20 protein-coding genes and 1 tRNA gene are annotated in these 24,111 nt (G+C 48.6%); 9 read left to right on the top strand and 12 right to left on the bottom strand.

The window, feature by feature from the left end:
• Window positions 1–27: 27 nt before the first annotated feature.
• From J3491_RS06060 to J3491_RS06045, 4 genes are all read left to right on the top strand, one after another.
• Window positions 28–1,707, top strand: coding sequence for a UDP-N-acetylmuramoyl-L-alanyl-D-glutamate--2,6-diaminopimelate ligase (locus J3491_RS06060; protein WP_207969516.1), 1,680 nt, complete (start codon window positions 28–30; stop codon window positions 1,705–1,707).
• A gap of 126 nt (window positions 1,708–1,833) precedes the next feature.
• A complete protein-coding gene (locus J3491_RS06055; RefSeq protein WP_207969515.1) occupies window positions 1,834–3,303 on the top strand; it encodes a UDP-N-acetylmuramoyl-tripeptide--D-alanyl-D-alanine ligase in 1,470 nt (489 codons plus the stop codon).
• Window positions 3,304–3,306: 3 nt separating this feature from the next.
• Window positions 3,307–4,425, top strand: a complete 1,119-nt coding sequence (mraY, locus tag J3491_RS06050) for a phospho-N-acetylmuramoyl-pentapeptide-transferase (RefSeq protein ID WP_075102493.1) — start codon at window positions 3,307–3,309, stop codon at window positions 4,423–4,425.
• A 183-nt stretch (window positions 4,426–4,608) separates the two neighbouring features.
• The gene (locus tag J3491_RS06045) at window positions 4,609–5,544 is read left to right on the top strand and encodes a putative RNA methyltransferase (protein ID WP_341534380.1); all 936 of its coding nucleotides are present in this window, start codon (window positions 4,609–4,611) and stop codon (window positions 5,542–5,544) included.
• A 106-nt stretch (window positions 5,545–5,650) separates the two neighbouring features.
• On the opposite strand, the gene cls is transcribed toward J3491_RS06045, so the two are convergent.
• Both cls and J3491_RS06035 read right to left on the bottom strand, forming a co-directional pair.
• A complete protein-coding gene (cls, locus tag J3491_RS06040; protein ID WP_207969514.1) occupies window positions 5,651–7,135 on the bottom strand; it encodes a cardiolipin synthase in 1,485 nt (494 codons plus the stop codon).
• 692 nt (window positions 7,136–7,827) lie between these two features.
• A tRNA-Ser gene (locus tag J3491_RS06035) sits at window positions 7,828–7,918 on the bottom strand.
• A gap of 187 nt (window positions 7,919–8,105) precedes the next feature.
• Here J3491_RS06035 and J3491_RS06030 point away from each other — a divergent pair.
• The 3 genes from J3491_RS06030 to J3491_RS06020 all read left to right on the top strand — a co-directional run bounded on the left by J3491_RS06030 (window position 8,106) and on the right by J3491_RS06020 (window position 9,986).
• Window positions 8,106–8,966: a DNA/RNA non-specific endonuclease gene (locus J3491_RS06030; protein ID WP_243456168.1), complete on the top strand. Its 861-nt coding sequence runs from the start codon at window positions 8,106–8,108 to the stop codon at window positions 8,964–8,966.
• Between the two features lie 66 nt (window positions 8,967–9,032).
• Entirely contained in the window at window positions 9,033–9,296 is a 264-nt protein-coding gene (locus J3491_RS06025; RefSeq protein ID WP_207969512.1) for a hypothetical protein, read from the top strand.
• A 306-nt stretch (window positions 9,297–9,602) separates the two neighbouring features.
• Window positions 9,603–9,986, top strand: a complete 384-nt coding sequence (locus J3491_RS06020; RefSeq protein ID WP_075101865.1) for a DUF2147 domain-containing protein — start codon at window positions 9,603–9,605, stop codon at window positions 9,984–9,986.
• Between the two features lie 163 nt (window positions 9,987–10,149).
• Here J3491_RS06020 and J3491_RS06015 read toward each other — a convergent pair whose 3' ends face one another.
• The 4 genes from J3491_RS06015 to J3491_RS06000 form a co-directional block, all read right to left on the bottom strand.
• Complete coding sequence (locus tag J3491_RS06015; RefSeq protein ID WP_207969511.1) at window positions 10,150–11,412, bottom strand: ammonium transporter; 1,263 nt, start codon at window positions 11,410–11,412, stop codon at window positions 10,150–10,152.
• 80 nt (window positions 11,413–11,492) lie between these two features.
• A complete protein-coding gene (locus tag J3491_RS06010; RefSeq protein WP_010197981.1) occupies window positions 11,493–11,831 on the bottom strand; it encodes a P-II family nitrogen regulator in 339 nt (112 codons plus the stop codon).
• 486 nt (window positions 11,832–12,317) lie between these two features.
• Window positions 12,318–13,172 carry a universal stress protein gene (locus tag J3491_RS06005; protein WP_075101867.1) on the bottom strand — a complete coding sequence of 285 codons (855 nt, stop codon included), beginning with the start codon at window positions 13,170–13,172 and terminating at the stop codon, window positions 12,318–12,320.
• 134 nt (window positions 13,173–13,306) lie between these two features.
• On the bottom strand, window positions 13,307–14,806 hold the full coding sequence (locus tag J3491_RS06000) for a SulP family inorganic anion transporter (RefSeq protein ID WP_207969510.1): 1,500 nt from the start codon (window positions 14,804–14,806) through the stop codon (window positions 13,307–13,309).
• A 764-nt stretch (window positions 14,807–15,570) separates the two neighbouring features.
• On the opposite strand from J3491_RS06000, the gene murD reads away from it, so the two are divergent.
• Window positions 15,571–17,004, top strand: a complete 1,434-nt coding sequence (gene murD, locus J3491_RS05995) for a UDP-N-acetylmuramoyl-L-alanine--D-glutamate ligase (protein WP_207969509.1) — start codon at window positions 15,571–15,573, stop codon at window positions 17,002–17,004.
• Between the two features lie 306 nt (window positions 17,005–17,310).
• The gene (gene ftsW, locus J3491_RS05990) at window positions 17,311–18,507 is read left to right on the top strand and encodes a putative lipid II flippase FtsW (RefSeq protein WP_172953132.1); all 1,197 of its coding nucleotides are present in this window, start codon (window positions 17,311–17,313) and stop codon (window positions 18,505–18,507) included.
• A gap of 103 nt (window positions 18,508–18,610) precedes the next feature.
• Here ftsW and gluQRS read toward each other — a convergent pair whose 3' ends face one another.
• The 6 genes from gluQRS to J3491_RS05960 all read right to left on the bottom strand — a co-directional run bounded on the left by gluQRS (window position 18,611) and on the right by J3491_RS05960 (window position 24,072).
• Window positions 18,611–19,564: a tRNA glutamyl-Q(34) synthetase GluQRS gene (gene gluQRS, locus J3491_RS05985; RefSeq protein ID WP_207969508.1), complete on the bottom strand. Its 954-nt coding sequence runs from the start codon at window positions 19,562–19,564 to the stop codon at window positions 18,611–18,613.
• Window positions 19,565–19,759: 195 nt separating this feature from the next.
• Window positions 19,760–20,197: an RNA polymerase-binding protein DksA gene (gene dksA / locus J3491_RS05980; protein WP_105244323.1), complete on the bottom strand. Its 438-nt coding sequence runs from the start codon at window positions 20,195–20,197 to the stop codon at window positions 19,760–19,762.
• Window positions 20,198–20,742: 545 nt separating this feature from the next.
• Entirely contained in the window at window positions 20,743–21,582 is an 840-nt protein-coding gene (locus tag J3491_RS05975; protein WP_207969507.1) for a metallophosphoesterase, read from the bottom strand.
• 195 nt (window positions 21,583–21,777) lie between these two features.
• Window positions 21,778–22,602, bottom strand: coding sequence for a metal ABC transporter permease (locus J3491_RS05970; protein WP_207969506.1), 825 nt, complete (start codon window positions 22,600–22,602; stop codon window positions 21,778–21,780).
• Between the two features lie 79 nt (window positions 22,603–22,681).
• Window positions 22,682–23,455, bottom strand: a complete 774-nt coding sequence (locus J3491_RS05965) for a metal ABC transporter ATP-binding protein (protein ID WP_075101874.1) — start codon at window positions 23,453–23,455, stop codon at window positions 22,682–22,684.
• Window positions 23,456–23,535: 80 nt separating this feature from the next.
• Window positions 23,536–24,072 (bottom strand): Fur family transcriptional regulator, encoded by a 537-nt coding sequence (locus J3491_RS05960; RefSeq protein WP_075101875.1) that lies wholly within the window; start codon window positions 24,070–24,072, stop codon window positions 23,536–23,538.
• Window positions 24,073–24,111 lie beyond the last annotated feature (39 nt).

Genomic DNA, 24,111 nt, shown 5'->3' with positions numbered 1-24,111 from the left:
TTTGTGTTCACCGTTTAGGATTTGCCCATGACCACGCTTACCTCATCGCCCAGCACCGCTGCGGTTACCTTGCAGCAGCTTTTAGCGCGCGGCGATCGTCAGCATTCTTTGCTACAGCCATCGCTCACCGCGCTGCTCGCTGCTGCAGACAATACCAGTGAGGGCATCTCAGTCGCGCATATACCATTTGCACAGATTCGGTTGGATAGCCGCCACGTTGCGGCACACGATGTGTTTGTCCTGCTAAAAAGCCAGGCAGGCCACTGTCAAAAAAGCCGCGACTATCTGCTACAAGCCGCATCACAGGCGGCTTTTATTCTCTCGGAGATTGACCCAAGCGACTTGTTTGATGATGGACAGTTGCCAGAAGATATGTTGTCTTGTCCTTTGATATACACGCCGCATATTCGTGATTTTTTGGGCAGTCTCATTCAGGCGCGTTTGCAGTACCAGCAGCCTAGCCGGTTACCCACGGTGGTTGCAGTGACAGGCACCAATGGCAAAACTACCATCAGCCAGCTAGTAGCGCAGTTGACGCAGCTGACTGGCATGAGCAGCGCTGTGATGGGGACCGCGGGTAACGGTCGACTGGGCGCTTTGGTACAGGCTAGCCATACCACGGGCGACGCTCTTGACGTGCAGCAGTTTGTGTATCAAATGGCGCTTGAGAAGGCAGAAATATTGGCGTTAGAAGCCAGCTCGCACGGTCTTGATCAGCAGCGTCTACAAGGCGTACCGATATCTGTTGCGATTTATACCAACTTAAGCCGCGATCATTTAGATTACCATGCCGATATGGCAGCGTATGCCGCGGCAAAAGCTAGGCTCTTTGACAAAACGCATTTTCCTTCCTTGACGCACGCTATCATTAATATCGATGATGAGTACGCGCAAGTCATGCTAGATATGGCGCATGCCAGTGGTTTGACGGTATGGACGTATAGTCTAGATGCCTCAAAGCCTGCGACTTTTGTTGCCACCGATATTACCCCAAGCTTAGAAGGGGTGGAAATTACACTGCAGACAGACTTCGCCGGTGGAGATACCGCCGATAAAGGAACTGGTGATACAGACCCTGGCCATAAAGAGGGCCATCGCATAAATATCGTTAGTCCTTTGCTCGGGCGTTTTAATGTCGCCAATTTGCTGGCTGCCATTGCCGCTGCCGCCGCGTTGGGCATGAGTCTTGAGCGTATCGCTAAGCTCGTCCCGCAGTTACAAGGCGCGGTAGGACGTATGCAGCGCGTCGCATCGCGTGATGGCTGCTTTATCGTTGATTATGCGCATACCCCTGATGCGCTCAGTCAGGTGCTGGCCAGTTTGCGCACCCACTGTGAGGGGCAGCTGTGGGCGGTGTTTGGCTGCGGCGGAGACCGTGACGCGGGCAAGCGTCCGCTGATGGCGCAGGCAGGACTGGCGGGCGCGGACAGGGTTATATTGACCGCGGATAATCCGCGCACCGAAGACCCAGAGGCCATCTTGCAAGATATGCAAGCGGGCATGAGCACCGCGCAGTATCAGCGCACCCATATCGAGCCTGCACGGCAAGCGGCGATTGAGTATGCTGTCATGCAAGCAGCGCCCAATGATATCGTCGTCATCGCTGGCAAAGGTCATGAGACCTATCAAGAGATCAATCATGTCCGTTATGATTTTGATGACAGTGTGGTCTTGCAACAAGCCTTACAAAAGGCTGGGCGCAGATAGGCGATGGGTTTGCAGTATCGTGATAGTTGAGGTTTGCGTCATTATTTAAGCGCGCTCATCAAATCATGTTAAGCGTAACAAACAGTATTTATAAAAATTAAGTAGTCATCATACAAGGTAATCATTATGACAGCCGACAACGACAATACCATTCAGTCGCAAGGTCTCTATGTCTGGCAGGTAGATAATCTGCTCGCTGCGACAGCCTCGCTGGATGGGCATTGGCAGCTAGCAGCAGAACAGAATAATGCAGAGCAAAGCAATGCAGGACAAACTGAGCTTGCCAACAACGCGGTCACCAGCAACCGTATCGCCACCGATACCCGCACGATAAAGAGCGGCGATATCTTTTTGGCGCTAAGCGGTGCCAATTTTGATGGTCATGACTATATCAATCAAGCCGCTGCCCAAGGTGCTGTCGCTGCTATCGTCTCACGTCCCATCTCGACGAGCATCCCGCAGTTGGTCGTGAGTGATACGCGTCTGGCTTTGGGGCAGCTGGCCGCTTATCGTCGTCAGCAGCATCAAGACTTGACTGTGATTGCTATCACCGGCTCAAGCGGTAAAACCACCTGCAAAGAGATGCTTGGTAGTATCTTTGGTCGTTTAGCACCAACCCTGATCACCCGTGGCAACCTAAACAACGATTTGGGCGTACCGATGATGATGCTCGAGTTGTCCGACCATCATCGCTATGCCATCTTAGAGCTGGGCGCCAACCATATCGGCGAGATTGCTTACACGGCAGAAATCGTCCAACCGGATGTGGCTTGTATCCTCAATATTGGTACCGCGCATTTGGGTGAATTCGGTAGCCGTGAAGGCATCTGTCAAACCAAGTCGGAGATTTACCATACATTAACCGATACTCAGTTTGCTATTGTTCCTGACAAAGACGACTTTACCAATCAACTGCGCCGTATCGCCGAAAAACATACCTCACATGTGATTGGTTTTGGCAATACCGATGTCAGTGCCAGTCACTTGGATGTCGAGCCTGAGCGTAGTGAGTTCAAGCTGCATATTGGTAATCAAGTCCATGATATTAATTTGCCTTTAGCAGGCGAGCATAATGTCAATAATGCGTTGGCGGCTGCTGCTTGTGCCCATGCGCTAAATATAGACATCAGTGATATCGTCGTCGGGCTTGAAAACGCCCGCCCCGCCAAAGGTCGTCTCAATAGCCAGATACTGGGGATGCATCGCCTGATCGATGACACGTATAATGCCAATCCGCATTCCGTGCGTGCAGCGGCCAAGGTGCTGGCGGCGCAAACAGGCACGCAAGTGATGGTGTTGGGCGATATCGCTGAGCTGGGTGACGCGGCAGTGAGCGAGCATCAAAGCTTGGGTCGTACCATTGCCACCACTGGTATCAACGTGCTGCTGTGCGTCGGTGAGTATGCGCCGTATACCGTAGCAGGTGCGCAAGAAATCTCTGATATCAGTGCGCATGCGTTTGCGGATAAAGACAGTCTTTTGGCGTATTTACAGCCGTATTTGCAAGCGCAGCAGGCTAAGCCTTGTACTGTGCTGTTCAAAGGCTCACGTGCCATGCAAATGGAAACCCTTATCAATGCGCTAGTCGAGGAGTAGGCGGTGTTAGTTTGGTTGTTTGGCTGGCTTGGCCAGTATTATACACCGTTTTCTGCGGTTTCTTCATTGACGCTACGCGCGTTATTGGCGGTCATTACCGCTTTAGTCTTTAGCATGATGTTTGGTGGCCGCGTCATTCGCCACTTGCGTGCGCTCAAATATGGGCAGGCCATCCGTAATGATGGACCGCAGTCGCATTTGGCCAAGACGGGCACCCCGACCATGGGCGGCGTCTTGATACTCAGTGCTATCGGGGTGTCGACCTTGCTATGGGCGCGCTTAGACAATCCTTATGTGTGGATTTTGCTGGTGGTGATGGTGGTGTTTGGTGCGGTTGGCTGGGCTGATGACTGGCTAAAGATTAAGTATAAAGACCCCAAAGGCCTAATCGCTCGCAAAAAGTACTTTTGGCTGTCGATGGGCGCGTTATTTGTTGGGGTGTCACTGTACTATATCGCCACGCTGCAGCCAGATATGGCGACCACCCGCGAGATGCAGGATTTACTACTGCCTGTCTTTAAAAACTGGATCGTTCCTTTCTCCGCGCTACCTTTTGGTATTGGGTTTATTATCTTTACCTATTTTGTGATTAATGGCGCTTCTAATGCCGTCAACTTAACCGATGGTTTGGATGGTTTGGCCATCTTGCCGGTGGTACTGGTGGCGGCAGGTTTGGGCGCGATGGCTTATGTCTCAGGTGATGTGCGTTTTGCTGACTACTTGCATGTGCCTTATATCGCTTATAACTCTGAGGTCATCATTGTCTGTGGTTCGATGATTGGGGCAGGCTTGGGCTTTTTGTGGTTTAACGCCCATCCAGCCCAAGTATTTATGGGTGATGTCGGAGCACTGGCACTGGGCGCGATGCTCGGTACCATCGCGGTCATGACTCGTCAAGAGATTGCCTTTGCCATTATGGGTGGCTTGTTTGTCGCAGAAGCGCTGTCGGTGATGCTACAGGTTGGCTCGTACAAGCTACGCAAAAAACGCGTCTTTCGTATGGCGCCGCTGCATCATCATTTTGAAGAGATTGGCTGGAAAGAAACACAAGTGGTAGCACGCTTTTGGATTATTGCCATTATCCTTGTAATCTTAGGGCTAATGACGCTAAAACTGCGCTAACTATTTTCTAACAAACTGGTGCTTTAACAAGTTGGTGTTTTAGCAAACTGAGTCTTTTGGTTCAGCGCTCTGCAAAAGCCATCTCATCGTGTTTGAGGTGGCTTTTTTGGTTCTGTCTCTTATTGTTAAGTGAGGGGTTTTATGCCGCAGCTGAAGCAAACTTTGCTAAAATGACGGCCATATTTGACTGATTTTGAGAAACCTGTGTCGTTATTTATTTGTCCCCTTTGCCAGTCACCCATGCAGCCTGCCGCCGATACGTGGCGCTGTGATGGCAGCTTGCATCCAAAGCAGACCAAGCACCCTTTTGATGTGGCGCGTCAAGGCTATGTCAATTTATTACCAGTACAACAAAAAAAATCCAAAGCGCCAGGAGATAGCCAAGCCTCTATCGAAGCGCGGCAGCGGTTTTTGGCCGCAGGACATTACCAGCCATTACAGGCTTTGCTTGAGCAGCAAATGAGGCCGCTACTCGGGCAGAGTGATACTGCCGCAAATTGGCTGGATGTCGGTTGCGGTGAAGGCTATTATACCCAAGCAATGGCGCAGATAGACGGTATAGCATCGCTGATAGCGGCTGACATCAGTAAGCCTGCCGTTTCTACTCTCGCCAAAGCAAGCAAAGCGGCAGGGCAGCTGTGGTATCAGCAGCCCAAAGAGGACGCGACTCAGACGGCGGTATATCCACTAGTGACCAGCGCCGCCCATCTGCCGCTACGCGCCCGTAGTGTGACGGGTATCAGTAGCATCTTTAGTCCTATCTTGCCCGAGGCTTTTGCCAAAGTGTTGTGTGACACAGGCTATCTCATCATTGCCAAACCCGATAGTCAGCATCTTGCATCGATGCGTGAGGCGTTGTTTGATAGTGTGCGCGAGCATGATTCTGATAAGTTTTTGCACGAATTAGCCCCGCACTTTACCCTGCTTGCGACGCATCACGTCAGTACCGAGCTGTCATTAGCGGCAAATGATTTGGCAGATTTGATGACCATGACCCCGTATGCTTATCGCGCCCGCGCAGAAAAACGCCAAGCGTTACTGGAGCTTAGCGAGCATGCGCCATTTAATACAGAGGCCAGGTTTGTGGTGTATGTTTTGCAAAAGCATGCGGGTACATAGTGCAATCTGTAGATGAATTGAGCCTGCCTGCATCCTTATTAACAGAATCGGTATTAGGGCGTGTCCTCAATTCAATCGAGAGCCATTTAGCCATATAACTGACCATTTATAAAATAGGCCCCATGGTCGCGACGATATTGTTCCAAATTCTATAAGGCAGTGGCCAGTTTTCCACCTGCTCACGGGTCACCTCATCTGAGTCCGCGATATACTGGTGTTGGCGTGCGACGATATCAGCGGTGAGCGCTCTATCACTAAAAACGATGTTGTTTTCATAGTTTAAATCAAAACTACGTAAGTCCAAATTGGTTGAGCCAATCAGGCTGATTTCGCCATCGACGGTTAGGGTCTTGGCGTGTAGTAGGCCGGGTTTGTACTCATATATCTTTACCCCAGATTCGAGCAATTGCCAGTAGTAGCTGTGGCTGGTGGCTGCCACCACGATAGAGTCGTTGTGCTTTGGGAAAATCATCGTCACGTCTACACCGCGGTAGGCGGTGGCACACAACACATTGACCAACGAGTAGTCCGGTACAAAGTAGGGCGTCGAGATGATAAGAGTATGCTGGGCTTGGCTGATTAACGCGCCCAAAAACTGCGGCGTGGTGCCGTGACGTTGGGTCGGCCCATCGGAGAAGACTTGCGCGGCAAAGGTGTTGGTTGCTTGTATCTCAGACGTTGTCTCAGCACCGTCATCCAAGGCGGTCGCAGGCTGGGTAAAAAAAGGAAAGCTCTCAAGCGGGGTAGAAGGGTTTTCGCTGAGCCAGTCACTGGCAAATAGCATCTGGTTTTGTGCCACAACTGGCCCCTCAACACGCATCATGATATCTACCCACGGCGCAAACTTGGGCTTTACCCGAAACTCAGGGTCGGCGCAGTTGCGACTGCCAGAGTAGCCAATCTTGCCATCAATCACCGTGATTTTGCGGTGATTGCGCAAGTCGATCCGACTAAACATCATTACCTTTAAGAAGTTGTTAATCGGTAATGCCACGCTAACGTGTACGCCAGCGTCTTTCATTTCTTGCCATATCTGTGAGCGCACCATCTTACGTGAGCCCATGCCATCGACCATCGCGCGGCATGTCACCCCGCGCTTTGCCGCTCGTATCAATGCTTGGGCAGTGTCGATACCCATGCCATCAATCAGCCAAATATAATACAGCACATGAATATGATCGGTCGCCGCATCAAAATCAGCAATCATGCGTCTACGCGTCTCATTGGCATCGGCCATCAGCTCGGCACGGTTGCCCACCGTCGTACGAAAGCCTGTGGCATTGGCAGAGTAGGCAAAGGCTGCGTGGTACCCTGGTTTGACAGCCTGTGTCAAGGCCGCCTCACTGCCCAGCACATCGGGGCGATATGCGCTCAATCTATCGATGACTTGCTCACGCTCGCGGGCAAAGTTGCGGCCCAGATGTACCTCACCAAACATCCAGTAAACCACCACCCCCAGATAAGGCAAGATAAATAGAATGACAATCCAAGCCAGCCGAGCAGGGGCGCTCAGATCATGGCGCGACAATACTCGTAAAGAGATGAGCACCAGTAAGATAAAGTGGATGGTGAGCAGGATGTCTAACAGCATAAGGCAATCCAGTGTTATTGTTTTTATTGATGTATCGCACAGTACTGACTAATTATAGCGTACTGTAAAACTTTGACCGTATTGATTGGTAAAGTCATTAGGACGTGTCTGCATGTCAAAAACGGTGATAAAAATGAGACAAATTGCAGTCGAACAAAGGAATTAGCGCTGTTAATATCGGGATATAAACCCGCTATTTGACTATGTCTTAATTTGACTTAATGTTAGATATAGCAGGTTAAATTATGTATGTTCAGAATTTTTTTAAAAAAGTGAGCTTTAGCAAAGTCATGAAAGGTTGTTACGTAGTGGTGAAAATAAGAAGGTAGTATTTAGAGTATATATTGCGTATTGCGGTAAGTGTATTTTCAATTTGCAGACGAATGAAGTTATATAATCGATCCTAAATAAAACAGATACATTATATATCAAGGTGGAACTGGTCTAAATTTTCCTTACGTGCTGTGCCTACGCAGACAGAGGCTGCGAAAAATTTATCCCCGTCCCACTGTGTCTTTTACTATACTGAATTCACTATAGACCAACACAAGCGACGTGATAGGTGGGTCACGTTGGGTGGGATTGGGGAAATAGTAGGTATAAAAATAACGCTAGACGCGTTATTTATAAAGGATTACAGAGGTATATGGGAGTGTTTAGGACAAGGTAGGAAAACTAGCTTTTTATAAGATTGGCGGTGAAGGAGGGATTCGAACCCTCGATACGCTATGAACGTATACACACTTTCCAGGCGTGCGGTTTCAGCCACTCACCCACTTCACCGTTTAGACAGACCGCATTTGCACGATACTGATTTTTGACTGGCTAAGTATAGCGGATACCATTTAAAATGTCACCACTTACGCCTTATCTTTCTTTATTGATGGACGCCTGCTAGGATACACATACGAAACAATAAGTATTGACGATTGAGAGTTGCATGATAAGAGTTGGTGGGTATCAAGGTGTTTTGAACAACAGCATAATGGCGGTATTTGCTATTGTAGTAGGGCTATCATCAGCGCAGGCAGATGATCTTACTCAGTGTAGTCAATCTTTTTATGGCGGGGTTTATCCAGAGTTTACCAATACCAAGCTTGATAAGAATACTCAAGCCTTGTGTATGGACGGGTTTGCCGTTATGTACTCGGGCGTGTCACGGACACCATTGTGGTCAGCTGAGCATCTAGACCGCCGCCGCTTGCAGCAAGCAAAAACCATCGACCGCGAAGACAGCTTTCATGAGGAGAGCCGTCTACCTAAGTCCATGCGTGCCTCGTTGTCTGATTATTCAGGCTCAGGCTATGATCGTGGGCATCTAGCGCCCAATGCCAATATGGCCAATCGCAGCCAGCAATACGACAGTTTTAGTCTGGCGAATATTGCCCCGCAGTCACCGCGCAACAATCGCTATATCTGGCGTAATATCGAGTCTGCTACCCGCTACTTAACCCAGCAGTATGGCGAAGTCTATACCATCACGGGCGTGGCTTTTACAGGCAAAAAGACCAAACAACTTGCCAAGCGCGTATTGGTACCCAGTCATTTTTTTAAGGCCGTCTATATTCCAGCGACCAATCAAGCAGGGGTGTATTACGCGCCCAATGATGAGTCAGAGCGCATAGAGGTCATTAGTGTAGATGAGCTAACGGCTAAAGTCGGTATTGATGTTTTGCCGGTGCTCGATCGCCAGACCAAAGCGCAAGCGTTTGCACTGCCACTAAAGGCAGGTGAGAGCGCCGACTTGCCTGATCAGCCAGTAGAGGAACCGACATGGCTGCTGTTTGTTTTGGCCATTATTGAGTGGTTACTGACTCAATTACAGGCTTAACGCGCTTTTAGTGACATCTCAATGTGCTGATATGCATGATTGAATTACTATAAAAAGGATGACAAAATGATTGAACCCTTTGCCAATAACCACCAAAGCATGCAAATTGGAGAGCTGGTCATCGAAAATCAGCAGGACAAAATCACGATTTATGGCGATATCGATGTGACCTTCGATGCGGCAGGGCATCATCAGGCTCAGCAGCTACACGAGCTGACAACCAAAATTATGCAAGCTTTTGATAATGGTTTGCTTTATAGTAATAACGAGGCAAAGTCAAAAGAAAATGATGACCAATCGGACAAAAATATCGACAACCCTTTCCTGTAACTCTTTGATATGGTTTTAGTTTTACAGAAATAATAAAGTACAAAAAAATTACTAGGCAAACAGATAAAATTGCTTATAATGGGTCAAGACATCGCTTATGTCGCTCAAATCTTTGAACAAAAGCTTGTGAGCAGTCGCGATAATGACCATCAAACGGCACATGCTAACTTACGATGTGCGGCGTTGATGAGTAAAATCGCAGCGCTTATATAAAAGATTCTAGCAAAGGATGAGCATAGAACAGCAGAAACATCACGTTTCGAGTAATCATTGTTTGATTAATCATTGTATGAAAGGAGTCACTCTATGAAACTATTTACAAAAACCGCTTTAGCAGCTGCCGGTATCAGTATGGCGACTATGGCGTTTGCCGCTGATCCATTACACAATACAACATGGCAGACGTATGACGACGGTAAGCCAAAAGGCACGGTAAAAATCACCGAATCTAACGGGGTGCTGACCGGTAAGCTCATTGCAACGAACTCCGCCAAAGGCAAAAAACACGTCGGCATGACTGTCATCAAAGGCCTAAAAGCTGACGGTGGTGGTAAATATAGCGGTGGTACAATCACTGACCCAGAAAAGGGTAAAGACTATCGCATGACAGCCAGTTTAAATGGCAACACTCTAAAGCTAAAAGGCTATATCGGTCCATTCTCACGTAGCCAAGAGTGGAAAAAGAAATAAACCACACGCATTATATTAAGCGTTAGACCACAAAAATCCCGCCAAACCGAGAGGTCTGGCGGGATTTTTGATGGGGCATCTCTTTAATACAGTCGGTGAAAGTACGCTAGATGAAGAGGCACTGGATTAAGAGGCACTTAATTAAGAAACGCTAGGTTGTGCCTTATATCACAAACTCAGGATACGCTTCCATGCCACACTCTGCGATATCTGCGCCTTCGTATTCATCCTCTTCAGAGATGCGTAGACCTATGATCAGCTTGATCAGTGCCCAAACGATTAGGCTTGCGACAAACACCCAGACAAAGATCGTCGCCGCGCCTGCAATTTGACCCAAAAAAGTCGCTGCAGGATTGGTAATAGGCACGAGAAGTAAACCAAACAGACCCACGACGCCGTGTACCGATATTGCACCCACTGGGTCATCTATTTTTAGTTTATCGAGTGCCAAGATAGACAAGACCACGATAACCCCAGCGATCAGCCCAAAGAGCGTGGCTTGTAAGGCAGAAGGGGTCGATGGTTCGGCAGTGATGGCGACCAGCCCAGCGAGTGCGCCGTTTAAGAGCATGGTCAAATCCGCTTTACCAAAGATCAAACGTGCCAGCAGCAATGCTCCGATAGCGCCGCCTGCGGCTGCGGCGTTGGTGTTCAAAAACACCATGGCCACAGAGTTGGCACTGGCGATATCGCCCAGCTTGAGGACGGAGCCGCCATTAAACCCAAACCAGCCCATCCATAATATCAAAGTCCCAAGGGCGGCCAATGGCAGGTTGGCCCCCGGTATCGCCCGTATTTCACCTTTTGGTCCGTACTTGCCTTTACGCGCACCTAATAGTAGTACGCCTGCCAAGGCCGCCGCCGCTCCTGCCATATGCACAATACCTGAGCCAGCAAAATCAGAGAACCCCAAGTCGCCAAGATTATATAAACCAAACACATCGTTGCCGCCCCATGTCCAGCTGCCTTCTAATGGATAAATCAGCCCTGTCATGACCACTGCAAACAACAAAAACGACCATAGCTTCATGCGCTCAGCCACCGCGCCTGAGACGATAGACATACAGGTCGCCACAAACACCACTTGAAAGAAAAAGTCAGAGGCTGCAGAGTAGACAGAGTCACCGCCAAATCCGTTTTCGTTAGAGGCAGCTAGCGCATCGGCGACCAAGGCGTCGCCACCTGCGATACCGCTCAAAAACCACTCGCCGCCATACATAATGGCATAACCGCAAATCATATACATGGTACAGGCGGTGGCGAATAGAGCGATGTTTTTGGTTAAAATCTCAACGGTGTTTTTGGAGCGGACCAGCCCTGCTTCTAGCATGGTAAAACCCGCTGCCATCCACATGACGAGCGCGCCACACATTAAAAAATAGAACGTATCAAGTGCGTACTGAAGCTCAAAGATTTGGTTTTGCATGTTAATTCCCCCTTGAATTGATGCAATATAGAGCGTTAGGTAGGACTTACAAATCAGCGTTTGTAAGTAGGTCGTGCGCTTTAGATAGCGTCAGGACCTGTCTCGCCCGTACGAATACGAATGACTTGTTCGAGTGCTGTGACAAAGATTTTGCCGTCACCGATCTTACCTGTGCTCGCGATGCGGGTGATGGCTTCGATAGCAGGCTCGACCATTTCGTCAATAACAGCCACTTCGACTTTTACTTTAGGTAAAAAGTCCACCACGTATTCTGCGCCGCGATAGAGCTCTGTGTGGCCTTTTTGGCGACCGAACCCTTTAACTTCAGTGACTGTGACGCCTTTGACACCGATGTCAGAAAGCGCTTCACGCACATCATCGAGCTTAAACGGTTTTAAGATCGCAGTGATTAGCTTCATAAAAAATTCCTTATTTGTGTGATGCCGCAGGTTGAGAGAAGTTGTGGTGCGTCTCATCGTGGTCATGCTTGATATAGGTCATTCAAGAACTGTGCCAAACCTACTCAAGGGGGTAGGTAGGAGTGGGCTTATTGGTACAAAAATCACCAGTATCATGACACACATCACGCACTATAACGCCGCGATCATACTCATCGTCATGCGTTATACCGCGTCAATCAACCTTTGGCGTTAAGCCTATGAAAACTTTATTATAACCAACTTTCTAGGTGCTTGGGGAGGCTATCGATTTATTTCATGTGACGATTTGCTAAGCGGTTTTTATAAATAATAAAAACGAAAAGGGATACCTATCATCACTATATAAGGGATGAGGTATAGGGGATGAGGTCAAAAAACGCGCCGAGCATAAACACATTACTCAGCGCTGGTAAGATAAGAGAATCAGGCGGCAGACGGTGTGGCGTATAGTCTTTGGGATAGCTCTTATGCTTTAGGAAAAAGCAGATAAGGGGTTTGGGTGCTGACCAGTAATTTTTCCGTATCGCTGCCTTGCAATAGCTCACGTAAGCGCGACTGCCCAAACGCCCCTGACATCAACAGGCCAATGTCATTTTCGGTTTGATAATAATTGAGTGCCGCTGTCACGTCGCGGCAATCGAGTAACGCCTTTTTCGACTTGATGCCCGCTTGCTTGAGGCGCGCGTAAGCTTCGCGCAGCGCATCGCAGTTTTCAGAGTTTTCTTTGCCCACCATCACGATGTGGACGGTTAAGGCGCGAATAAGTGGCGTTTTACAGAGCCAATTGAGCATTTTATGACAAGTGGGACTGTTGTCGAAGGCAAATAGCGCCGTCGTAGGGGGCAAAAATGGTGCATGAGTCACCAAAATGGGGCAAAGACTGACTCTGATGAGTCGGCTCAAAGTTGATTTGCAAGTGACATGATGACCGATGACGATCAATTGCGCCTTGTCATCGACATAATCGATACTTTCACTGAGGTTTTCGTGCCGATGCAACGTATAGGTTTTGAGTTTTTGTCTTTGCTGCTCGCAGTAGGTGGTGGCTTGATGCAACAGCAGCTTGCCTTGGGCTTTTAATTCACAGTTGCTTAGGTGTTCTTTATTGGTAAATTGCTCAAGCAAGGTGTTTTCGTCGTCGATATTTAGGCAGCCAGAGTAGTTTACCGCGGCTTTTTGTTGCAAGCTTGGCACCGAGTGCAAGAGGCCGATAGGCGCCTGCAGACGAGTCGCTGCCCACATACTGGCTTCCAACACGGCTTGCACGTGATCAGGACAGTCCAAGCAGGCAATCACACTATCTGGTTTTAAATTACTCATAAGACCACCACATCATTCCGACAATAAAAAGACAGCTGCTTGGCGAAAAGCTGGGCAATGTGACTGATGCCCAACTCTCTCAACCAATGCAGCTGTTTATTAAACTATATATTCAATTATTTACTGGTAATGCATTAATCCAGCAAGCCAATGTCTCGGCGATCGTGGATAGAAAAACGGTCAATCAGGGTCCGGCTTGCATTATTGAGTCCCACCACTTTGACATCAATGCCTTCTCGTTGCAAGCGCATGACCAGCTTGTCCAAAGTGTCCACGGCGCTGACGTCCCAAAAGTGTGCTTGGCTGACGTCAATCTCGATACTATCTAGGGCTTCTTTGGTATCAAAGCTGTGCAAAAACTGCGTGGTCGAGGCAAAAAACACTTGCCCTTGCACATAGTAATAACGCGTGTTGCTACGCTCATCGTACTCACTAAAGATGGTTAAGAATTGACCAATCTTATTGGCAAAGGCCAAGGCAGAGAGCAGGACACCGACACCGACACCGTACGCCAGATTGTGCGTAAAGACTGTGGTCACGACCGTGGCTAGCATGACGATGTTAAATGACATCGGATGCGTTTTAAACTCACGAATAGACTGCCAATTAAAGGTGCCAATCGACACCATAATCATCACCGCCACCAGTGCGGCCATCGGGATTTGACTGACCCAGTCGCTCAAAAACACCACTAAGATGAGCAGCACCACACCGGCAATCAAGGTCGACAAGCGCGTCCGACCGCCAGATTTGACGTTGATCATCGACTGACCAATCATCGCACAGCCGGCCATACCGCCAAAGAAACCTGACACCACGTTGGCCATTCCTTGACCACGGCATTCTTTGTTTTTATCACTTGGCGTATCTGTCAGCTCATCTACGATGGTCGCCGTCATCATAGACTCTAGCAGACCTACGATGGCAAGCGCGATAGAGTAAGGCGCGATGATCAGTAAAGTATTGAGGTTTAGAGGGATGTCTGGCAACAAAAACATCGGCAGCGAATCTGGCAGATCACCCATGCTGCCGACGTTACGAATATCAAGGTTCATATACATCGCCACCGCCGTCAGACCCACGATACAGATAAGCGGCGATGGGATCACCCGTCCGATTTTCGGAATCAGCGGAAACAAGTAAATAATTGCAAGGCCCGCTGCGGTCATGAGGTAGACCGTCATCCCGACGCGCTCAGTCATTGGATTTAGCTCAGGGAGCTGGGCGGCAAAGATGAGTATCGCCAAGGCGTTGACAAAGCCAATCACCACCGAGCGCGAGACAAAGCGCATCAAATTACCCAGCTTTAAAATACCCATCACAATCTGAATGCCGCCGCACAGTAAAGTCGCGGCCAGTAGATACTGTAAACCATGCTCAGCGACCAAGTCGACCATCACCAGTGCCATCGCGCCTGTCGCCGCCGAAATCATACCTGGACGACCACCGACAAAACTGATCACCACCGCGATACAAAACGAGGCATACAAGCCGACCTTTGGATCGACCCCAGCGATGATAGAAAAGGCAATGGCTTCAGGAATTAAGGCGAGGGCAACGACCAGACCTGATAACACATCACCACGAACATTGGAAAACCACTCGTCACGTAAGTTATCAATAAAAGATGTCATAAGTAAACTGCATAGGGTTAGAGGCAAAAAAAGTAATCATCCATAAAATGATCGCGTCGCTATAAAATAGCGGTTCATCTTTTTTTACCACAACATGCGCCTTGTCATGTTGTGGCATTGAATTATCAGAGGTCAATCATCAACACATCGATGGATTTATTGATGGGTATCACAAATACACTCATCAATAATAACTATGATGATAAATCCTATCAGATTGCCTAAAAAATAGTATTTAAAATGGGTGCTTAAAGTAGTGTATATAAAATAGCACCTACAATAACGTATAGAGTCAGCAATGAGATGCTGCAATAGAAGGTGATAAAACGCTGTCCAACAAGCACAGTAGTTTGATTTTGATAGCAAGGTAGCCTACAGTCGCCGCAAATCAAAAGTGACTGAGGGGCAAATCGCACGCAAACACTAACAACATGCTACACTAAAATGCCAAGCCCAAGACTTAGAGTAGGACTTAGCAAAAACCCTGTGCTGATAGATCAGGGCGGCTATTATAGCATTAGACCCTGAATATAAAAACAGGCGCATAATAGCATAAAGTCATAAAAAATCAGTACCGAAATCTGAACGATACCGTTATCATGATTGTTGTCTTGACGGTAGCGCTTAACGCTTGGTACAGCAGCATCGCTAATGCCATGCCAGCCGTTTCAGCCACTATATACAGCCTCTTTTATTCGTCTTATCCTGTATCTTAGCCATATTACCCATCGTTTGCTTGTTTAATTTTAATAGAAGGAATAGATATGACCACCAGCACTACAACAGAAGCCTTACTTCATAAAGGCAGTGGGTTACAAGTCGTGGTCGGTTTGGGGCAGTCGGGGCTGTCGGTGGCGCATTATTTGGTCAAGCAAGGCTATCAGGTCGCTGTCACCGATGCGCAAGCGGCGCCAGCGTTGGCAGCGAAGCTGACAGAGGCCGTGACGACGCGTCAGTTTGGCGCGATTGACGCCGAGCTATTGCAGCAGGCGGCGCGTATCATTATCAGCCCAGGCATCGCCCTTAGCACGCCTGCGGTGGCGGCGGCGCGTCAAGCCCATATCCCAGTGGTCAGCGACATTCAATTGTTTTGTGACGCTTGCCGTGTCCCTATCGTCGCAATTACTGGCTCTAATGCCAAAAGCACGGTAACCACTTTGGTTGGTCAGATGGCGGCAGATGCGGGCGTCAATGTCGGTGTCGGTGGCAATATCGGCGTACCGGCGCTGACGCTACTAGAAAATAGTGAAATGGCGCTGGCTGTGCTTGAATTGTCGAGCTTTCAGTTAGAGACGGTCAGCAATCTGGGTGCGCAAGTGGCGATTGTGCTCAATATGTCGCCTGATCATCTCGATCGTCATGGCGATATGCTCGGCTACCATCAAGCCAAACATCGTATTTTTCAAGGCGCTAAGTCAGTGGTCATCAACCGCGAAGATGCGTTGACGCGACCATTGGTGGCTGATAACTTACCCAGAATCAGTACAGGCATTCATGCGCCTGACAAAGACCAATATGGGCTGATTGTCGATTCCGATGGGCAGATTTATTTGGCGCGTGGTACACAAAAACTACTGTCGGCAGACAAACTGTTGATTAAAGGTCGGCATAATTTGCTCAACGCGCAAGCGGCGCTGGCGTTAGGCGAGCTGGCGGGGTTGCCGCTGGCGAGTATGCTGACGACTTTGCAGCAGTTCACAGGTCTTGAGCATCGCTGTGAATATGTGGCAAGCGTGGCTGGTATCGATTATTTTAATGACTCAAAAGGCACCAATATCGGCTCGACCATAGCAGCCATCGAAGGGCTTGGCGCTGTCTATGCGCCAAAAGATGGCAAGCTGCTGCTGGTATTAGGCGGGCAGGGCAAGGGGCAGGCGTTTGGTGAGCTGACGCCTTTTATCAATCAGTACGTCAGCCAGGTTTTGTTTATTGGCGAAGATGCACCGCTGATAGAGCAGCATTTGCGCGCGGCTAAGATCAGTCATGACGTAACGCTACATCAGTGCCAAACGCTAGAAAACGCCTTTGCCACCATCTTGCAAGTGACCTCAAGCAGTCTCTCGCAAGTACAGGCTGTGCTGTTGTCGCCTGCGTGTGCCAGCTTTGATCAATACAGCGGCTATGCCGCGCGCGGTGAGCATTTTAGTCAATTGGTCCATCAGTTAGCAAGCGAGTCGGCAGAGACAGCGACCCCTTAGTGGTATGAGTGGCTATCTGGCATTCTATGCCGGCAGCTGGTGGATGGGCAAGGCGCACAGGTGTTTTTTGATAAATGATTGTTTTGCTTATAGATTGCTGCTACTGTCTTTTATAGCCAGCCTACTAATCAAGCGTAGAGATGACTGTGTCATTGCTTGAGTAATGGTTAATCGCGCCGATGGTCGATGATGGTCAGTCGTTGTTTGTCTTAGCCTTAGCCTCAGGTTTGTTTGTTGGTATGTGTTTTTTTAAACGGTGGCGTTGTATAGACGCCGTGTTTTTCGTTCGTTAGTGTATATAAAATTATGGCGCTCTCTTCTCTTTTTCGTTCTTCGTCCCAACCAAAGACAGCCACTGGCGCTGATGGTATTTTATCGATGCCGTCAGCGCGTGCTGTTTTGATAGCGAGCGTTGGCTGTATGCTGGTGCTCAGCTTGTTGATGGTCGCCTCTGCTTCTATCCCATTCGCCCTGAGCCGTGGTATGAGCGAGCTGTACTTTTTTAAAAACCAGCTGCTTTACATGACCATTGGACTTATCATCGCCGCCATCCCTTATTATGGGGTATCTTTGCGGCGACTTTATAAGACAGAGACCCAGTTCATATTGCTGGGGGTTACCGGCTTGCTGCTCGTTGCTACCTTGTTTAGTACTCCGATTAACGGCTCAAAACGCTGGTTAAATTTGGGTGTCTTTAACTTTCAGGTGGCCGAGCTGGCCAAGCTTGTAATGATTGTCTTTGTCTCTGACTTTGTGGTGCGCCGCTCGTTTGAAGTGCGCAATGGTTTAGATGGCTTTTTGCGCATTATGTTGGTGGTGGTGCTGATTACCATGCTCCTACTCTCACAGCCAGACTTTGGCTCGTTTGTCGTTATTTTAGGCACGATTTTTGCGATTTTTTATATCGCAGGTGCGCCTTACAAGCACTTTGTCGCACTGACTGCCGCTGCCATCGGTGGGGCGGTGTTGATGGTGACAACGGCGCAGTATCGCTTGGTACGAGTGATGTCGTTTATGGATCCGTTCGATGATGTGCAAGATACCGACTATCAGTTGGCGCGCAGTTTAATTGCCTTTGGCCGTGGGCAGTTTACTGGCGTGGGCTATGGTGAGAGTGTACAAAAACTCTCGCATTTGCCTGAAGCGCATACCGATTTTTTATTGGCAATCACAGGTGAGGAGTTGGGTTTTGTCGGGGTGACGATGGTCTTGGTGCTTGAGGCGCTGATCATCGGTAGTGCGATGCGCATCAGTTACAACGCGCTAAAACGTCGGCAGATGCGCATGAGCTATACCGCTTTTGGTATCGGTGTGGTGTTTATTGCGCAAACCATCATCAATGCGGCGATGAATATGGGAGCGATTCCGACCAAAGGCTTGACCATGCCGTTTTTTAGTTATGGTGGTTCATCTATGCTGATCAGCCTTGTGATGGTAGCGCTGCTGCTAAAAATCTACAAAGAAAGCCCTGAGATTGAAAAGAGTCAGTGCCGTTACTATTAAGCCCTAAACCAAACACCGTTACTATATTCCTAGGGCTTGAGTGTCTTTGCAAGATGATGAAAAAGCGTCGCTATTATGAGTGGCGCTTTTTGCTGTTGGTCTATTATTTATTTACCAAACTTAACTGCTGCTGGCCTTGTAGCGGCGCATTGTCCCACTGTGCAGTCGCCTGCTTGAGCATTCGCGCAGGTGTGTCTATCTCGACACTCGGCTGCTGCAAAAGCTGTAATGCGGTCGCGATTAGCTGACTTGGGTCGCGGGTGTCTATTGGCTGCGCTAGGTTTTGTTTAGACAGCTTTTGCCCGTTTGGGCTGCAGATCAGCGGCAGATGATACCAGCGGTCAATCGCGGGCAGGCGTGCTGCTTGCATGATGCTGATTTGGGCGGTGGTCATGGGTAGAATATCCAAGCCGCGCATGATGTGCGTAACCCCCTGCAAGCCATCATCGAGACTGGCGGCCAAAATATAATTAATCATGCCGTCTTGTCGACGCACCACCATATCGCCCAAGGTCTGCTGCGGATTGCCCCACTGTTGTCCCTGAATACCATCATGAAACCCAATGAGATAATCGGGCAGCTGTATGCGTAGCTTGTGCCGTAGTCTATCTAATGCTTTGGTGACACAGCGCCGCGGATAGCGTTTTCTGTTTGGCAGCACAGTCAGCTGTGTCGCAGTATCTGTATGGGCAGGGATTTGATCTTGCTGCGCCCAATATTGCTCTAGGTCTTTACGTGAGCACTGACAGCCATAGGTCAGCGGCCGTAGGGTCGAGGCCAGATACTCATTATAGATATCGATGCGCTCAGATTGATACACCACATCATCATCCCAGTGTAACCCCAGCACTTCTAGATCGATCAAGATCTGCTCAGTAAACTGCCGATCGCAGCGCTCTGTATCTGTGTCTTCGATACGCAATAACCACTTACCGCCAAGTGATTTTATATGGCAGTAGCTGGCAAGGGCGGTGGTCAGTGAGCCAAGATGTAGCTCGCCGGTTGGGGAGGGGGCAAAGCGGCCGATAGGCGGCGTGGGTATGGAGGTCGTGGGCATAGGCGTTTATGGGATAGTTAAAATAAACGATGACGGGTTAATAAGGGACACCGTTATCACGGACTAGGTCATATAGAATACTGTATCTGCTGGCCAAAAGATGTTTATAAAACGCAACAAGCGACCACATGATGGTCGCTTGTGCTGAGATAACGCTATTGATTTGTTATCTCTCGGATTTATATGCCTATGCGCCTACGCACCTTGGTTTTGGCGCTCTTTGATTTCTGAGAGAGTTTTACAGTCGATGCACTGGGTCGCGGTTGGACGCGCTTCGAGACGACGCAAGCCAATCTCTACGCCGCAGGTTTCACAAAAGCCATAGTCGTCATTTTCGATTTCTGCTATGGATTTGTCGATTTTGCGAATGAGCTTACGCTCACGGTCACGCGTACGCAGCGCCAAAGCAAACTCTTCTTCTTGAGTGGCGCGATCATTGATATCTGGCATGGCGCTTGACTCATCTTGAATATAAGTCTTGGTACGGTCTGCCTCACCAATCAATTGGTTTTTCCAGTCCAATAAAATCGCCTTAAAGTGCGCCAATTGCGCATCAGACATATACTCTTCGCCTTCGGCTGGCACATAAGGAGTAAACTTCACTTCACTCGGATTCGTGGTCAGGGTGCTCATATGGGTATCCTACTTTTTCAAATTAATTCAATAAAACGACGCATTAAAAGACAAGACGTTATCAATTTATAAACGCTATAAGTTGTCCCTTTATAAAACGTTTTACCACTTGGTAATACAAGTAACACAGCTGATCTAATAATAAAGTTGTCTCGATATGACGACAGCGACATATCAGTACCCCAGTATATGGTTGTGTATATTTTTATTTAAATACCTTGATGCAAATACCTTAGTGTAAATAGGGTAATTGGCCTACGGGTTGCTAAACAATATAACAAAACACGGACTATGAATACTTAGCGTGTGGTCAGGTTAGCCATCCTAGCTATTATAATTTTGTCTAATCTCGGCTATAGGTTATCTTTATATTTTAATCATCATCTGGTTTTATAAGTTGTATCACTGTTTTTCATAATAATGAAGCAGTTTTTATCATTGTTGGTGTTTTAATGCAGTCAGACACCACCAATCTAAGCCAGCAATATCGGCAAGAGGTCTGATATATTAGGGCGACATCACGCTCGCCGCGATAAATCTGGGCGTCAAGTATCCAGTCTTTCTACCCAGCTTGCAACCTCTCCATTGTTGGCTAATTGCAACCAACGGTAACCCGGCTGGGCACGTTTATCATAGGCAAATTCATCTGCAAAAGGTTTGAACTGATAGCAGGTAGAAGGGGTGCTATATACCGTGACCCCTTGATAATGGCGTACTTGCTCCTGATGAGTATGACCGCTGATGATTACTTTTAAGTGCGTAAACGCACTCATCTGCTGCCAAAAATCCTCGCTGTTTTTTGCCATATGGGTATCGATCCAGTCAGAATCGACAGGAATCAGATGGTGATGGACGGCAATGAGCGCAGGCTTGCTACAGTGGCTGAGCTGCTGACATAGCCAATCGATATCGCTTGGCGCGATCTCACCTGAGACCTTGCCTGCGATGGATGAGTCCAAAAACAACAACTGCCAATGAGCAGACTCAATCACATGCCGACTGAGCAAACGCGGGTCAGCTGGTTTGGCCACCAGCTCACGCTGAAAAAACGGCAAATCATAGCCAAGCTCATCGGTCACATCATGGTTGCCGGCGATACAAGCAAAAGGAATGCCAGTCGCTTGTAGGACGGCAAAAATATGATCGTAGATATCAGGTTTTACTCGGTTGACCAAATCGCCCGTCACCACAATCAAATCGCAGCGAATATCATCGTTTAATGCTTGCGCCAGTACCGTCTCAAAGCTGTGCTGACACAAAACAGCGTCACCTCTACGATCGTCTGTGCTCTTGTTGACAGGCGTTGATAGGTGCAAATCCGTGATTTGTAAAATATTGAGCTGTTCATCAGGTGGGCAAAGCGTGTTGACAGGATAGCTTGGCATTGGGGCGCTCCCTCATCGACTCAAAACAATCAAAGTTGCCAGAATGACTATGGATAAACAATGGTGATTTGGCATGGCTGATGCCAGCCCTATTAAAGCAAGTTTATAACATAAAGTGAATGAAAGCTCTAGCAATATTGATGAAATAAAGTTGGATAACATCAAGGTAAAACTTGTTTATAACCCAGTGGTTACCTAGTGCCGGCGCTCTGCTGACCAAAACCTAAGCGTTTTTAATTTGCTAAAAAACAATGCAATAAAAAACAAAATCGCTAATATCAAAACAATAGCAAGACCGGTCTGAATGTCCAGCCAAATACTGCCCCACACGCCCAGCGTGACGCCAACCTGAGCGATCAGTAAAGACATGAGGACCATTTGCTTGGGCGAAGATACCCATAAGCGTGCACTCAAGGCTGGTAGTACCAAAAGGCCACTGATCAGTAGGCTACCCACCGCCTGCAAGGCAATGGCACAAAACCCTGCCAATACCCCCATAAAAAATAACCGCTGGCGCGCAGGATTGATACCTTGAATCCGTGCCAAGGCCTCATGAGTGGCAAGCTTGATTTGCGCAGGCCATATATAGATAAGCAGTCCTAAACCCACCAGTACACTGGTGGCAAGCAGCGGCAGATCAGCCCAATCCAGCTCAAGTAAATTACCGAACAAAAACCCCAGTACATTGGCTTGCTGGTCGGTCAGCTGAGTCAATGTCAGTAGTCCCAAGCACAGCAGCGACACCGCGACGACGGCCAGTACTGCATCGACAGGCAAGCGTTCATCATCGATAAGGACCAGTCCTAAGACCACCGCGATACTAATGATAGCAATCCCAACGCCCATCGGTAATTGCCACCACACTGCCAAAGCAACGCCAAGCAGCGTACCATGCGCCAGTGCATCGGCAAAAAAAGCCATGCGTCGCCACAATACCAGACACCCCAGAGGCGCTGAGAGCAACGCTAAAATACTACCTGCAATCCAAGCCGGGGCAATGATGGCTAACCAAGCGCTCATAAAAGATATCCGTAACAGTTTTTAGTTTGCATTAACGCTGTGTTTTTAAGGCAGTCATCAACGTGTTTGAGTGCATGTATTATAATTCGCTGGGAGCATGATGCTCGCAAGCATGCGGCTGATGCACATACGGTTGCTCATAGTGGTGACCAAACAGCTTTTGAAACTCACTACTAATCGCAAGCTCGCTTGGCTGACCTTCACAGCAGATATGCTTGTTGAGACAAATCACCCGCCGGCTGCCTTTCATCACCCAATGTAAATCATGTGACACCACGAGCATGGCGCAGCGCAAAAACGCTGGTAGCTCATCAATAAACTGATACAGCCAAACCTCAGTATCAGGATCAAGCCCTTGCATCGGCTCATCTAAAATCAACAAGTTGGGTTTGTCCAGCAGTGCCCGCGCCAACAACACGCGCTGCGTCTCACCACCTGACAAATGCAGCATCTGCCGTGACAGCAGATGCGTCAAAGACAAGTTGTCAAAAATAAATTGTCGCTGCTTGGCCGTTAGGCGTTTTTTGTCCGCTTGTGCCAACAAATCACAGACGCGTAATGGCAGTATCGGCGGCACGGCAAAGCGCTGCGGGACATAACCCAGCTGTAGAGGCTGGTGAGCGGTGATTTGCCCTTTGGTCGGCTCAAGCAAGCCTAAAATAAGCTTGACCAAAGTCGACTTGCCCGCGCCATTGGGCCCAATGAGGCTAAGTGTTTCATCGACAGCAATATCGATATCGATATTCGACAGTAGACGCTGCTGACCAATATGAAAACTGATGTCACTCAAGCTCAGTAGCTTTTTACGATCAAGTGTTGTATCAGTCGTAGTGGTAGATGTAAACGGTGACATAAGCGCGCTCATAGGGCAAGGACTCAAGGTAAGATAAACGATGGATGATAAATCAACGAGCAAATAATAAACCGTCGGTATTACTGACAGGCTTGGCAGCGACCACTCAGCTCAATGACACTACGCTCCACCACAAACCCCACATCTTTTTCAGCAAAGCTCATCATCTCTTGTACCGGTACGCTACTGCATTCTTGTACCCGCTGACACTGGGCACAGATCAAAAACGCCGCCGTATGCTGAGCGCGAGGATGACAGCAGGGCACGTAGGCGTTGATAGAGGTAAGCTGGTGAATCAAGCCCTCACCGAGTAAAAACTCCAAGCTGCGATATACCGTGGGTGGTGCCACATTTTTTGTCGTTTTTTGCGCCGACACGTCATCAGCTTCATCAGGTCCGACTAGTCGCATTTGCTGCAACTGGGTGATCAGATCATACGCGCCGACGGGTTGGTTGGCTTCGAGTACCAGCTGGTATATCTGCTGCCGTAACGGCGTAAAACGCGCACCACTGAGTCGGCACTGCTCCTTTGCTGCGCGCAGGCGCTCAGTCACATCATGCGGCGTAAAGTCTTGCACATCATGCAAGTGATCGCAGACTGACAAACTCGTAGACATGAGGAAAACTCCTAAAAATTACGTAGCATTTTAGCAATG

The organism is Psychrobacter halodurans (assembly GCF_017498075.1).
In the GTDB taxonomy this organism is placed as follows: Bacteria; Pseudomonadota; Gammaproteobacteria; order Pseudomonadales; family Moraxellaceae; genus Psychrobacter; species Psychrobacter celer.
The sequence above is the reverse complement of the archived record's forward strand: the minus strand, read 5'-3'. Positions and strand labels throughout refer to the sequence as shown.

Coding starts and splice junctions, on each gene's coding strand:
- J3491_RS06060 (WP_207969516.1), top strand. CDS start 28: ATGACCACGCTTACCTCATCGCCCAGCACCGCTGCGGTTACCTTGCAG.
- J3491_RS06055 (WP_207969515.1), top strand. CDS start 1,834: ATGACAGCCGACAACGACAATACCATTCAGTCGCAAGGTCTCTATGTC.
- cls (WP_207969514.1), bottom strand. CDS start 7,135: ATGCTGTTAGACATCCTGCTCACCATCCACTTTATCTTACTGGTGCTC.
- J3491_RS06025 (WP_207969512.1), top strand. CDS start 9,033: ATGATTGAACCCTTTGCCAATAACCACCAAAGCATGCAAATTGGAGAG.
- J3491_RS06020 (WP_075101865.1), top strand. CDS start 9,603: ATGAAACTATTTACAAAAACCGCTTTAGCAGCTGCCGGTATCAGTATG.
- J3491_RS06015 (WP_207969511.1), bottom strand. CDS start 11,412: ATGCAAAACCAAATCTTTGAGCTTCAGTACGCACTTGATACGTTCTAT.
- J3491_RS06010 (WP_010197981.1), bottom strand. CDS start 11,831: ATGAAGCTAATCACTGCGATCTTAAAACCGTTTAAGCTCGATGATGTG.
- J3491_RS06005 (WP_075101867.1), bottom strand. CDS start 13,172: ATGAGTAATTTAAAACCAGATAGTGTGATTGCCTGCTTGGACTGTCCT.
- J3491_RS06000 (WP_207969510.1), bottom strand. CDS start 14,806: ATGACATCTTTTATTGATAACTTACGTGACGAGTGGTTTTCCAATGTT.
- murD (WP_207969509.1), top strand. CDS start 15,571: ATGACCACCAGCACTACAACAGAAGCCTTACTTCATAAAGGCAGTGGG.
- ftsW (WP_172953132.1), top strand. CDS start 17,311: ATGGCGCTCTCTTCTCTTTTTCGTTCTTCGTCCCAACCAAAGACAGCC.
- gluQRS (WP_207969508.1), bottom strand. CDS start 19,564: ATGCCCACGACCTCCATACCCACGCCGCCTATCGGCCGCTTTGCCCCC.
- dksA (WP_105244323.1), bottom strand. CDS start 20,197: ATGAGCACCCTGACCACGAATCCGAGTGAAGTGAAGTTTACTCCTTAT.
- J3491_RS05975 (WP_207969507.1), bottom strand. CDS start 21,582: ATGCCAAGCTATCCTGTCAACACGCTTTGCCCACCTGATGAACAGCTC.
- J3491_RS05970 (WP_207969506.1), bottom strand. CDS start 22,602: ATGAGCGCTTGGTTAGCCATCATTGCCCCGGCTTGGATTGCAGGTAGT.
- J3491_RS05965 (WP_075101874.1), bottom strand. CDS start 23,455: ATGTCACCGTTTACATCTACCACTACGACTGATACAACACTTGATCGT.
- J3491_RS05960 (WP_075101875.1), bottom strand. CDS start 24,072: ATGTCTACGAGTTTGTCAGTCTGCGATCACTTGCATGATGTGCAAGAC.